This is a genomic window from Mucilaginibacter sp. OAE612, from assembly GCF_041806395.1.
GTDB classification, from domain to species: domain Bacteria; phylum Bacteroidota; class Bacteroidia; order Sphingobacteriales; family Sphingobacteriaceae; genus Mucilaginibacter; species Mucilaginibacter rubeus.
Window position 1 is genome coordinate 3,536,165 of sequence record NZ_JBGMUW010000001.1, and the last position, 14,530, is coordinate 3,550,694.

Sequence of the window (14,530 nt, forward strand, 5' to 3'; positions counted from 1 at the left end):
ATCAGGGTTAAATAATCAGATAACTAATTCATGTTTAGCTGAAAGCCTAAAAGCTTTTAAGGCAGGGCCTTTAGCTTTTTGCTTTAAGCCTTCGGCTTTCAGCTTTATTTCGCAAGCGATTTGATCCATAAAGCTATCTTACGGGCCTCTTCCTTAGGAACCTGCGGCATAGGTGGCATAGGCGTTGAATAATCTGGCCAGTGCTCGGGCTTCGGACTACGGATCAGCTGGATCAATTCGGCCACGCTATATTTGCGTTTAGCTACATCCACGTAAGCCGGACCCACCTGCCTTTTTGTAGCATTATGGCACGAAAGACAGGTATTTTTCAGCAGGATCGGCTGTACTTCGGCATAAGTAGGAACCGCGTTTAATCCTGCAGCAGATTTTACCGCCGCAGATTTTTTACCGGCAACGCCCTTTTTCAGATCAGCCGCGGCTGCAGCTTTGGCAGAATTTACCGTACTTACCTCCGTCATGGAAAGTTTTTGCCCTTCGGGGATATTATTCAACGTATAATAAGCCGTTGGGTGAACTAAATTGAAATAGTTTTCCTTATCGCGGATACCTGCAAGCGTGATGGTGTGGATATAATATTTACGCAGGTTATTCACAATCAATCGCGCTTTTAAACCATCTGCCGATACCTTCACACCTGCTATCGGGCATTTTTCGGTATTCACCGGCGGACTGCCATATACGCCATGGTATTTATAGATATAGCTTTCTACAGAGTATGAAGCAATATCTTCAGCTACTTTCTTATCAACCGACTTGGTAAACTCTATCTCAAAACCATCGGGCATTGCACGGATAGCACGCATCTCAAACGGAACTTTATTGTTCCATACCAATCGCTGCAAGCCCATAGTGGCCTCCCCGGCAGATCCCCAGCCACGGTTGGTTTCGCCTGTAGCCAATGAACCATCAGGTAACCAGGCCAGCCTTACTATGCCCGATTGGAAACCGCTTCTGAAAGCCCAGGCCGCGCCCTGGTATTCGCCGTTAACCTTCTCTAAAAACACCCTGTCGACCATACTTTGGCCCTGGTCGCAGATCAGTAATTGCCCGGCAAAAGGGCCGAATGCGCCTTCCGGGATTTTAACAATTTCGGAGTTGGAGATACCTAAGATACCATGCGGTAACCAAACAGCAGGCAGCTGTAATTCAGGGATTTCTTTTTTAGCCTCAAACTCCGTTTTAAATTTTTCATTAACAATATCTTGTGGCTTTACAGGTTGACCGTTTTTATCAAATTCTATCCTCGGGTTGTTTTTGGCAAAGAATTGCTCGGATGTGAGTTTTAGCGGCGAGTTAGGTAAACCCGTCCAAACCAGGCTTGAAGGATGCCCCATAAAAGCCCCTTTTTTGATCGGCATGATACTACCTGAACCAACCCAGTCGCCCTGGTTATCTGAATACCAAAGTTCGCCATCAATCATACTAATACCGCAAGGCGAACGCAAGCCCGCTGCCCATGGCGTAACAGTGCCATCTTCTTTAATATTTAAAGCCCAGCCCCGGTAAGGCACAAAGCTTTTCGGGTGCCACCAATCGGGCGGGAAGCCGAGGTTCAAAGTCACAAAGAATGAGCCATCGGGCGCTATTTTAGGCCCGAAACTATACTCATGATAGTTACCAGATAATGGCCATGCATAAATAGTTTCAAAAACATCGGCCTTACCATCCATATTGGTATCAACCAGCTTGGTCAATTCGCCGCGCTGAACAACGTACAACGCACCATCTTTCCAGGCGGCACCCAGCACCTCATGCAAGCCCGAAGCAAACTTGCGGAAAAAAGGATGCTGACCGGTTGGATTTTCGACCATAAATATATCTCCACGACGGGTAGTTACCGCCAGGGTGCCATTAGGCAGCGTACACAAACCGCCAACTTCCAGGATAGTACCCTCAGGCGCGGGCACTTTCATGATCTTAAAAAAGTCATCTTCTTTAGGCGATTCGGCCTGGGCAAAAGTATTTTTGATATCGCTCAACAGCGCGATAATTATAAGCGTAAATAAAAACGTGCCCTTGTTTATCATTTGTTTTAAAGTATTGTTCATGATCAAGGCAGCTTAAAAAATGATAGAATAGGTTAATTTCTTTTGAATGGGGATGATGAGTTCCTGCTTTCCTCCCGCATCCCGAACAATAGGTTTGGCGCCTGCCGCATCATCAATACGGATATAATAGGATTTATCATCAATGACATATAATCCATTGCCCAGCGTTTCGATATTGCCGGATGCCAGGTGATAAAACAGGCCGTCTACTGCATTGGCAAGCGTTACTTCCCGGTGAATACCTTGCCCTTTATCCATCACACTGCTGGCATCATTTACCGAAGTGCCATAAATATTGTACTTAAATGCCGGAACATCGTCGGCATTCAAAACATAGCCTTTGGGCCTGTATCCTGTGCCTGCAGTATCCAAAGCCCAGGCGGCATTTGCATCGCTCAACTTTTCGATAGCGGGTACAGGTTTGCCAAGGTATTGTACAGAACCAGCCGGGCGCGATGAGCCATCGCCCCTGTCATGCCACATGGGTGTGGCATCTAAGAAACCACCACGCCAAATCTCAACAATCATTCCTTTATCCAAATCGTAAGTGTAATGCAACAGTTCAGGGCTGCCTACATTTACACCATGGGTAACCCTGATACCTCCCGGTAAATCAGAAAAGCTCCGTAATACAGTATTTGAAGTTGCATTAATCAAAATAGGATCAACAGGATCATTGTTGCTTACATTGGCATCGCTCAATAAATACTCGCGGATGCCCGGGCCTGACACCGTAAGCCCTAAAGCCGGCCTGGCCCATTCGACAGTTTTTGAGTAGAGTAATTCAAACGGATGATCGCCGGGTTGTAACTGGGCCTTGCCCTCTCCCTTGTTTTCGGTTAACGTAACCGCGTCGGCGCCGTCAATACGCAACTTGCCTTTACCACCCGGTACATTTAGTTTAAAAACGTATTCGCCGGCTTCTTTAATTTGAATACTGCCAGTATAACGGATTAGGAAATCATTGGTAAGCTTACCCTGGTTTGATGATAATACAGGCGAAGTTCCTTCTGATTCGGGTTTTAGTTTCTTATAACTATCTCCCTCAATAATCCCATCTTTATAAACCCCGTATTTCAGGTTTGAAAGTGCAGGGTGAGGCTTGTCAAAACTGGTTATCCTGATATTCCTGAAAGCTACCGGACCATGATCACCCTGTAAACGCAGCGGACCGGTGGCGGCCTCCTTAGTATCAAAAGCTCCGCGGGTTGGTCCGGCAAGCTCCACATTATCCTGGATCAAAACACCATTGAGCCAGATGTAAAGAACCTTGGCGTTACTAATCTTTTGGCCGTTGCCATCAAAGCGCGGCGCCTGGAACGAAATTTTCATGTGCTGCCACAAACCCGGCGCACGGCTGGCATTTTGCCTCGGCGCATGGCCATCATAACCTTGCTGACCTTCGGGCTTGCTATCGTCCCAGCGCTCATAAATGCCACCATTATCCCCCGATTTCGGGTTTACCGTTCCCCAGCTATCCAATAGCTGAATTTCATACCTCCCCTGCAAATAGATGCCGGAATTTGAACCCCTGGCCATCATATAATCAAGCTCAAGATCGGCATCGCCATAAGTGGTTTTGGTAAACAGGTCTTTTGCGTCCTTTTTGCCGGGCAGGTTTACCAAAATCCCGTTGCCGTCTTTAAGGGTTAAAACTTCATCCTGTGCAATATCAGCCTGTACGCCGGCTGCTACTTTCCAGTTAGGTGAAGGATTATCAAAAAAAGAAAGATCAGTAAGAGGTACCGTGTTTTGCGCCCTGAGTTGCTGGCAACCCAGCAGGCAAACACATGCTATCCAAAACTTTTTTCTGCCGAAGAGCTTAGGAGATTGATTAAAGCAATGCATTGATTTTTAATTATAATATGGTTTATTGGCTAAGGCGCATAGTCGACCTTACATTAGCACCGCAAGATAATTAATTTACGCAATCGATTACGAAAATATTTCAATCATTTTCGGGTGTAATTTCACCCGGAGGCAAAACACCTAATTTACAAGCCTTTGGTTACCCTTGTTATCAAAAACGGTAACGCTTAATATTTTGTCATTAAGCTGTATAAACCTTGCTGATTGCGACAAAAAAGATGAGCCAAAATAAAATTCCTGCCTTGAGGTATTGCCGTTCTTATATTTAATCAGTGCATAAACATCATTGTCCTTAACCGGGATAGCTTTTGTTTTATTTTCTGATCTGAAAACTTTTAAAACATCTTTATGCTGACTGGCGGCCAATATTACCTGCCCATTTTTATCACGGAACTTAACCAGAGCCTTACCATCCCCCGGAATATAAATACCGCTTTGCATAATACTTAATGGCTTAAAGTTGCCTTTGCCGTCACCTTTCAGCATTAAACCGTTAAGCGCATCATAACGCCCGATAGTAGCATCACTGCCATAATCGTTGCCATTGATAACTACATCGAGGTTTCCATCCCCGTCAAAATCTCCGGTTTCCATACCGTTTAATACCGATACCTGGGCTTCAACCGGCAGCGGGATAGCTGTAAATTTACCATTGCCATCATTCCTTAAAAAACATGATTGTAAGGTATTAGCTTTCAGCTTCAACGCCCCGCTCCTCTGTTCGGATGAAAGCACCTCATCCATAGTTGCCAAAGCGTACGAGCGATAATTGGTAAACTTTTTTCTCATGCTGATCATTTGCTTCAGCATATCATCGCGACCGTACATTGGGTACTCTTTTTTGTCCCCGTTTTGATCGGGTAGGAAAATAGACGGAATCGCGCTGTAGATGCCGCTCTTATCAAATTCTTTAGCTGTAATGTAAACAGGATATTGGTCACTGGCTTTGATCAGGCTATTCTCGCCCAAATTCCCGACAATATAATCCGTACGGCCGGTATGCCTGAAATCTCCGGCTACCAATGAGTTCCACCAACCCAGCTTATTGCCCAGGCCGGATTGAACTGTGGTATTAACAAACTTACCATGTTCATTTTTAAGGAATGTTACCGGCATCCACTCGCCGGCCATGACCAGGTCGGGCCAGCCGTCGTTATCATAATCGGTAAACAGGGCATCACAAATCATGCCTATGTTTTTCAAAGCCGGGGCTACCTGTGCTGTAACATCCGTAAATTTTGCATGACCATTTTCACTATCGTTCCGCAAAATAAAACTCGAAACCGGGTTGGGGTATTTCCATGGCTCAACTCTTCCTGATACAAACAGGTCGGGCTTGCCATCTTTATTATAATCACAAGCCCGTACGCAAAGTTTGCTGGTGAGATTTGAAGGCAAAGCATCAGCAGTAAGCGTAAAATTGCCTTTGCCATCATTGATATAAAGCCTGTCCTGGTATTCTGGACCATTTGCTGCAAATTCGTAACCTCCACTGGCCGCATATAAATCGAGCTTGCCATCACCATTAGCATCAAAAAGCAACAAACCCTCGTCTTGAAAATTATGGACAGGATTAATATTACCTGTTAACAGGTTGCGGCGGTTAAATTTGCCATCGGGCATCTGGAAAAAAACCTGCGCCTGATCGTAAGCGGTGCCGCCAATGATCAAATCATCAAAGCCATTACCGTCGATATCACCCGCGGCTAAAGCCGGATTATACTCCGAAAGTTTGTGCGGGAGTAGTTTCTGGATATTAAAATCAAGAAAACCGCTTCCCTTGTTGGTATAATGGATCCCTATGGAATCTGTTATTTCTTTAAATAAAGCGTTCGCGGCTATTTGCGGCTGAACAAAGGAATAAGGGTCTTGAGCATTTTTTATATCAACCTTTATTAACTGATCTGCTTTTAGCTTTGTCAGCTTTTCTCTTTTGCCATTGGGCCATTTGATCAAAACCGAATCTATTGCGGTAACTTTACCCAAACCGAAATGCGCTATACTTTGTACCGATGAAATATATCCCCGGTAGGGATCATTTTCATATACCTGTGTCTTATCCTTATCGTAAAATATCTCGGCCGTAGCACCTAAGCCGTTAATATTTTGCCTATCACCTTTAAAGCTGATTTGCAGGTAGTGCGTTTTATCGAGGTTATTTTTATCATCGCGAGATGTGTTGCGATAAACTAAAGCTTCATCGTTGATATTGTTAACCACCATATCCATAGCCCCGTCATTATCCAGGTCCACGTACACTGCACCGTTTGAAAAAGTAGGCAGGCTTAAGCCCCAATCCTTACTCACATCGGTAAAGGTGAGGTTGCCGTTATTCGCAAAAGCATAGTTATGCAGCTTAATTTCGGGTATTTGATCCAAAACTTTTTGTTTGGAAGTAACGGCATAGGCCTGCTCACGGTAAGTCATAAAATCATGGTCAGACACATCCTTAGGGAAGCCGTTGGTTATGATCATGTCCCGATAGCCGTCATTATTAAAATCGGTGATCAGCGGTGTCCAGCTCCAGTCGGTTTGAGCAATGCCACTTAAAAAGCCTATTTCGCTAAAAGCAGGGGCGCCAATAGCACCATTCTGTCCTAAACGCGGCCCCTGGTTTAATTGCAGGGTATTGCGTACATATTGATATTGTGTACCATAAATATCAAAGTTTTGATAAGTTTGGTAACTATTGGGACCGAGGATCATCTTTTTGCGATAGTTATCCTCCGGATTCATGTCCAGTTCAACAACATCGGGCAAGCCATCGTTATTGATATCGATAACATCCTGCCCCATAGCGTTGTAGGATGTGTGTTTAAAATATTCTTTGGTACGATTGGTAAAGGTACCATCATGGTTGTTGATGTAAAGGATGTTGTTTGATATAAAATCATCCGATACGTAAATGTCTTTCCACCCGTCGTTGTTAAAATCGATCGTTGTGGCTGCATGGCCGTAACCATCCAGGTTAATACCTGCCTGTGCGGATACATCATGAAACACGCCATGATGTAATTTTTCATCCCAATCGTTACGGTACAACCTGCCCCGGCTATGATTTGCCGTATAATTTGAATTACCGAATAAATTAGGATTGTAACTTGCCGTGGCGCTGTTTACTGTAAGGTACATATCCAGGTCACCATCGTTGTCGTAGTCAAAAAAGCTGGCCATGGTTGATTGCGCGCCAGCTTCCAGACCATATTCTGAAGCCTCATCTTTAAAATGAGGAATACCATCGTTGCCTTTCCCCTGGTTAACGTATAGTATGTTCCGCCTTTTCAGCGAGTCTTTGGTAATGGTATTGCAAACGTAAAGGTCCGGTAAACCATCATTGTTTATATCAACTACCGCAACACCTCTTCCCCATCGGCCCGCGCCATTTACACCCGCGGCATCGGTAATATCATCAAACTTAAAATCACCTTTATTAAGATATAGCTTACTTGCCACCATATTACCCGTAAAGTATAAATCGGGCAGGCCATCGCCATTAAAATCGCCAACCCCTACGCCTCCTCCATTGTAAATATTCACCAAGTCTAACGGGTTAATCGAATCGTTTTCGATGATCTCATTTTTAAAATGAATGCCCGAATGAGATGATGAAACCTGCTGAAAAAGTGAAGCTTTTTTACAGGAGAATAAGGCAAATGAACATAGTATAACGATGGGTAAAATTTTCTTCATCAATTAGGGGATTGGTTTATTCTTTAAAGATAATAATTAACACAAAAAGGCTTTCTCCCTGCGGGAGAAGCCTTTTCTGTTAAATGATAACAATATACTAATTACCGTATGCCGGATTTTGAGTTAAATTAGGGTTTAGCCCACGCTCAAGCTGCGGAATAGGATAAAGATCACGACCTACCGGAAGTGATGTATTATACAAGCCATGAAGCTTTAAACCGTTATCTGCATCAAGCTTTGCATCTGCAGTGTTAGGGTTAGGGATCATGTTGGTATTATTGTCAACTGTACCGTAAGCTTTTTTAATGAATTCGGCAGCTACACCAGCCCTGCGCAGGTTATAAAACACAGAATATTCACCTGAAAGTTCATGCCTGTACTCGCTGTAAACCATTTGTAATGGGTCTGTGATTGGGCTTGAAGCCGAACCGTCATAATTTGCACCATCCTGCATTACAGCCGGCGCAGTGCCGCCCCACGCACGGTCTCTTACCTTTTTAATCGTGGCCAGGCCACCTGCTGCGTCACCTGTACGGATCTGGCACTCGGCTTTATCAAGCAATACTTCGGCATAACGTAACAGTATTTGATTTTGAGCGCCAAAAATTGTTGAATTACCGGAGTTAGCATCAAGGTTGGGGTCGCGCCACATTTTAGCACAGTAGAAACCGGTACGTAAACCATCACCGTCAGAACCATACCATGGATTGGCATGTGTACCACAGGTATTGATGATCTTACCGTCATCCCCAGTGTATTTAGCTTTTACCTTAGGATCGGAGCTCGCAAAACCTGCTACTACTAAAGGATAAACTTTAATGCCGCCCCGACCTATAATTCCCGGACTAATGTTCTCATCGCCGGGGCCAATCACTGTTGCCAGTTTACGTTTGTCACCAGCCTGGTATGAATAATATAATCCCGGATTGGCATAATCATAACCGAAGTTTGAAACCTCCTCCGGCCAGCTAAAATCCGAAATCCAGGCTACTTCATTACCTGCACCCCAACTTTGGGTACCTGCTACTGTGAACTGCACCTCAAATATCGACTCAGCATTATTTTGATGGTTGTATTCATTTACATCTATAAAATTAGGCATCAGTGAAAAATGCCCATCCAACTGGTTAAAGTTTGCCAATGCACCGGCGTAATCATTATTCCACATTTGCGCAGCACCTTCATAAGCTAAAGCAGCACCTTTTGTTGCCCTTCCAAGTTCAGAAGCTGGCAAATCTTCCCTCCATGGTAATAAAGTTGCAGCCTGCTTGGTGTCGGCAATTACCTGTGCAAATACTTGTTCTTGTGTACTTCTTGCGGTTAAACCATCAGTTACTGATTTAAGCTCCAGTGGCACACCGCCAAAACTACCCGCCAGATAGTAATAGGTCATTCCGCGTAAAAAGTAGGCTTCACCAAGCAATCGGTTAGCTAAACTTTCGTCAAGAATCCCTTTGGCTTTCATTTCGGGAATGATTTCAATTGCAGAGTTAGCTCGAGATATACCCACATAAGCACGTTGCCAAAAAGTCCTGATCGGGCCAAAATCTGTAGTTATTGCGTAGTAATTATAAAAGCGGTCATTTCCCCAGTTAAAAAAATCATGGGTTTGAAAGTTAGCATAATACCAGATCGACTTTTTTAGCAAGTCGGCATTTTGATAGGTATCATAAATTGAGTTTACAAGCGCTATACCGTCAGATGCTTTATTAAAATAAGCATCTTTAGTGAGCTGTGTATAGCTTGTTTGGTCAAGAAAATTCTTTTTACAGCTCAATGGAACCATAAGTGTGGCACCGAGAGCAATTAGTGTGATATATTTTTTGTTGATTTTCATTTCTTTACTGTTTTATCGCTGCCCAATTAGAAAGTTACATTTAAACCAAGTGTATAAAACTTAGATGAAGGGTAATTACCCGCATCAATACCAGATGCTGTTGCACTTCCGTTAGCTGTGCCAATTTCAGGATCCAGGCCTTTATACCCGGTTATAGTAAACAAATTCTGGGTGGAAAAGTAAATCCTCACTTTTGATAGGGTTAACTTTTTGGTGACGTCAGACGGTAATGTATAACCCAGGGTAAGGTTCCTTAAACGGAGATAGCTACCATCTTCAACATACACACTTGACGGTACATTATTTGCGCTGGTATCATCATTATATGTAAGCCTTGCGTAACGATTTGATGGATTACTCGGGGTCCAGTGATTAACATAATAATCGTAACCTACGTTTTCAACACCAACAAAGCCGGGGGCCTGAAAGCTTTCAAGAGTCCTTTGCTGATAATTCAGGATCTTATTTCCGTAAGAGCCATAAAAATATGCGTTAAGATCAAATGCCTTATAAGCAAAATCGAGGTTTAAACCACCATAAAATTTAGGGATCGGACTACCGAGGCTTGTCCTGTCTGAAGGGGTAACCTGTCCGTCACCGTTGGTGTCGGCATAATAACGATCCCCTGGTTGGGTAACGCTTTTCCAGTAATATGGGTTACTAGGAAATTTAGCTGCAGCGGCCGTATTTAAAGCGTTGATTTGTGCCTGCGACTGGAATATACCTAATGATTTATAACCAAAAAACTCACCTACAGCCTGCCCGATATTGGTTTCGCTGAATTGCCCCCAGCCATTACCGTTAAGACCAGTAACCGTGGTAAGGTTATCAATAAAGGTTAGGCTTTTATTAAGGCTAACTAATTTATTTTTAACCGTAGTAAAAGTCAAGCCCACACCATACCTGAAATCATTTACCGTGTGGTTGTAGTTTACGGCAAACTCAAAACCTTTGTTATTAATTTCACCAACATTTTGTGCCAGGTTTTGGCTAAAGCCAGTTTGTGACGATACAGGAAGGTTTAACAAAAAGTCTTTCGATCTCCTGTTATAATAATCAACTGTAAAAGTAAGCGCGCCATTCAGGAAGGCAGCATCCATACCAATGTCAGTTTGGTAATCAGTCTCCCATCTGAGGTCGGGGTTGGCAGGTTGTGTTGGTGCCAAGCCGGGTTGATAAACCTCTCCTGACGAACCATTTTTACCAAATGGGTAACCCACGTTTGTGCCGGTAGTAGCTGCACCACCTGATGAATATAAGGCATTATATTGAAATAATGGAATAGAGCCCTGATTACCAACTTCGCCATACCCTCCTCTGAACTTCAGATCAGACAGCCATGCAACGTTTTTCAGGAATGATTCTTCTTTAGCTTTCCAGGCTACGGAACCCGAAGGGAATACACCATATTGATGCCCGTTAGCAAATTTCGACGAACCATCGCGCCTAACGGTACCTGTTACAATATATTTGTCATTGTATTTATAGATTAACCGTCCAAATTGTGAAGCAAAAGTTGTTGTATATTGGCTGCCTGTAACAACAAGATCGTTAACCTGCGCCAGATCCCGAAGGGCATTATTGATCAATTTATCTCCGGTACCTGTCATATACCGGTAGGTATTTGATTGTGCTGAAACACCACCAACAAAGTTAATAGCGTGCTTTCCGAAGGTTTTATCATACGATATGGTATTTTCCCATAACCACTCAAAAGTGTTATTAGCGCTTTGCGAATAAACAGAATTTTGGTTAGCTCCGCTTAAACCATATTGCTCCTGCCAGCGAAGGTCTTCCGGTTGAAAGAAGTAACCCGAATAGTCACTTACGTTTAGGCCCGCATTGGTTTTGATCTTAAGCCCGTCTATAATAGTAGCCTCTAATGAGCTACTTGCCAAAAGGTAATTATTTAGGTTTTTATAATCGTTTTTTTCAATAGCATATAATGGATTGTTCCAGCTTTTTGTGTAAATATTGATCGGGTTATAAAAACCATAGTTCCCATTTTTGTCTTTTATCTGGTTGGTTAACTTATTACCACCATCGAGCGTAGGGATAAGCTCTGTTAATTGCTGCAATGATCCTGAACCAAATGGATTATTTTGATCCTGCCTTGAATACTTAGCACTGGTAGATGATTTAAGCCATTTACTTACGGTATAATCAATATTCATACCCAGGTTTAACCGCTTAAAATATGAACCTAAAACAATCCCCTTTTGGTCATAATAACCAGCTGAAAAGGCAGATTGAATTTTTTCGTTGCCTCCGCGTATACCAAGGTTGTAGCTCTGTTTTGCCCCCTGGCGATAAATTGCATCCTGCCAGTCGACACTGGTTAATGCCGAAGGATTTGCCCATTCAGGCAATTCTGTAAAATTACCCTCAGATGCGTGATCTTCATTGGCCAGGGTTGCCCATTGCTGAGCGTTAAGAACTTTATACTTTTTTGGTTTTGATTGCAATGAACCATAGGCATCTAACGATACCTGCACCCCACCATCCTTCCGACCTTTTTTTGTAGTAATGATAACAACGCCGTTTGCTGCCCTAACACCATAAATAGCTGTTGCCGAAGCATCTTTCAACACATCAATATTAGCTATATCGTTAGGATTAACGTTATTTAAGCCTCCGCTGATCGGGTAACCATCAACCACATATAGAGGCTCATTACCATTTGTAGCCAAACTACCTACCCCCCTGATCAATACACTCACACTACTACCGGGTGCGCCATCATTGTTAGTAACCTGTACACCCGCTGCCCTGCCTTGCAAAGCCTGGTCAACGCTGGTCACAGGCACTTTACCTACCTGATCGGCGTTGATTGAACTAATAGCCCCCGTTAAATCTTTACGCTTAGTAGTACCATAACCCACAACAACTACCTCGGTTAGTGTTTTATTATCAGGCACTAATGATACGTTAATAACCGATCTGCCGTTTATGGCAACTTCCTGGTTTAAGAATCCAACAAAGCTAAAAACAAGTGTTTCATTGTTGCCGGCGGTTATTGAGTAGGTACCATCGGCCTTTGAACCCGCAGCCTGCGTGCTCCCTTTTATCTTAACGGTAACACCCGGCAAAGGTAGTCCGTTGTCCGAACCGGTGATCTTACCGGTAATCAATTTACTTTGGGCTTGCCCCGACAGGCTTATCAACACAAATGATAAACTTGTACAGAATAAGGCCACAACTTTTTTGATACGTAGTTTTCCTCTCATACGTTTTACTTTAATTTGTTAAAATTGGTTTAAAGCACATGATCACTTCTTAACAGTTGTCGCCAAAGAGATTATATGCTAAGTAAAAGTAGCCAGAGGTAACAATCGATTATAATACGATATGAGTGGTTTTTTGTATTATTTTAACATAACCTAAAAATATAAATTTAAAATTTCAAATAACTAACTATCAATTAGTTAAAACTTCAAAACAAAACCAAAAGCCAATATATTATCGCCATCGTGATAAAATAATACATGTCAATGTTAAAATTAAATCACCGAATAAATGTTATTTTAACAATAAAATTGATTTTAATTTTAAAACATTACCCTAACGTTGTGCAGGTTGTATAAACAAAAATGCCTACCAGTTAACACCGGAAGGCATTGATCATTTTTAACTTTTTAAATCCCCTATTTTAGCTTCACAAAATAGATCCTGTTCCTGTCAACCGAATTTGTAGCAGGCAGAATTTTAGCTGCAAAGCCATTTTTACCGTTATCAACAACACCAAAATCGTCGTCATTTGATATAGCGAGGATATTACCGGGCAACAAAGCCAAACCTTCGGCTTTATCATGAGGGTATACCTTTGGCAAGTCTTTAAGTAAATCGAGCACCAGTGTTTTGGTAACCGGGGTAATACCGGCTGCCTGTAAACCGGCGGCATCATTAAGCTCTTCAACAGTTTTGGTGTTATATAATTTGCCGTTAGCACCGTTCGCGGGGTCGGAGATGTCGGTAGCATTGCTGATATCTATTTTAAATACTTTTTTAAACGTAGCTGGATCGGTAGGCGCACCTCCAAACTTACCATCGCGTTCAATAGTTAAAAATGTAGTGGCATTAACAGCGGTTATATCGCTAACGCCTGTTAATGAAGTATTATCCATAAGGTAAGCATACTGTTTTGTATTGCCCGTTGCAATATCAAAGGTAAGGATGCGCAATACAGTTGAGTTAGCAACCTTTGCTTTAGATGGGTTATACATTGGCGATTGCATCATGCCAACCAGTGTTTTGCCATCGGGTGTTATAGCCAACCCTTCCATACCGCGATTAGCGCGGCGGGTGGCAAATACCGCAGGAATTTTACGGCCGCCGGTTCCTGATTCGTAAGGGTTAATGCGTTCGATGGTTTTGCCACTGGCATCAAAGTGAACAATATGCGGACCGTATTCATCGCTTACCCAAAAAGTACCGTCGGCCGCCAAAACCAAACCTTCCGAATCAATACCATCGGCACTTGGTGATAACTGATTTCCGCTCAGATCAAATGGAATTTCGCCCGAAGCTCCCATTCCGGCGGGGTTTGGTAAACCATTTAATTTCCCGCCGTTGGCATTTTTTAACTCTATGGTTTGTTCCAATACCAGTTTATCATCCTTCAACCTGAACTTACCTATCTGCGGATCAAAGTCTGGTTTACCGATGATGATGGAATTGGCTGTCTGCCCGGCAACGTTTGAACCACGGTCGGTAAGCAGGTAAAACACATCTTTCTGGTTAGGATCTGCTGCCACTGCCGATCCAAAGCCGCCATTATAAACCTTTACACCGTCGGCAGTGGTGAAAAGGATAGCCGGATTTTGCGCCTCGGCCATATCAGGATAGCTGAATGGGTTTATCTTATTATCATCGTGGCAGGAAGAAAGGATCGCCGCGGATAACGCGATGACGCTAAGGAATTGTTTTTTCATTTGATAAGTGATCGATTAGTTTTACAAAGGAATCGGCCATATGTAAACCTATTGTTAATTCTATAACAATAATTTAACCTACAGGTACAAATTCTATTAAATTTTAACATGTCAACAACTCAACATTTTGCAAT

General features: G+C 43.0%; 6 protein-coding genes. All 6 read right to left on the minus strand.

The window, feature by feature from the left end; genetic code table 11:
* Positions 1-104: 104 nt before the first annotated feature.
* The 6 genes from ABID99_RS14635 to ABID99_RS14660 all read right to left on the minus strand — a co-directional run bounded on the left by ABID99_RS14635 (position 105) and on the right by ABID99_RS14660 (position 14,396).
* Complete coding sequence (locus ABID99_RS14635) at positions 105-2,069, minus strand: c-type cytochrome (protein ID WP_354481962.1); 1,965 nt, start codon at positions 2,067-2,069, stop codon at positions 105-107.
* 12 nt (positions 2,070-2,081) lie between these two features.
* Positions 2,082-3,917 (minus strand): family 16 glycoside hydrolase, encoded by a 1,836-nt coding sequence (locus tag ABID99_RS14640; protein ID WP_373614180.1) that lies wholly within the window; start codon positions 3,915-3,917, stop codon positions 2,082-2,084.
* Between the two features lie 141 nt (positions 3,918-4,058).
* Complete coding sequence (locus ABID99_RS14645; protein WP_373614181.1) at positions 4,059-7,628, minus strand: VCBS repeat-containing protein; 3,570 nt, start codon at positions 7,626-7,628, stop codon at positions 4,059-4,061.
* Between the two features lie 97 nt (positions 7,629-7,725).
* On the minus strand, positions 7,726-9,465 hold the full coding sequence (locus ABID99_RS14650; protein WP_373614182.1) for a RagB/SusD family nutrient uptake outer membrane protein: 1,740 nt from the start codon (positions 9,463-9,465) through the stop codon (positions 7,726-7,728).
* 26 nt (positions 9,466-9,491) lie between these two features.
* Positions 9,492-12,692 (minus strand): SusC/RagA family TonB-linked outer membrane protein, encoded by a 3,201-nt coding sequence (locus tag ABID99_RS14655; RefSeq protein WP_373614183.1) that lies wholly within the window; start codon positions 12,690-12,692, stop codon positions 9,492-9,494.
* Between the two features lie 417 nt (positions 12,693-13,109).
* Positions 13,110-14,396 carry an esterase-like activity of phytase family protein gene (locus tag ABID99_RS14660; protein ID WP_373614184.1) on the minus strand — a complete coding sequence of 429 codons (1,287 nt, stop codon included), beginning with the start codon at positions 14,394-14,396 and terminating at the stop codon, positions 13,110-13,112.
* Between the last annotated feature and the right edge of the window lie 134 nt (positions 14,397-14,530).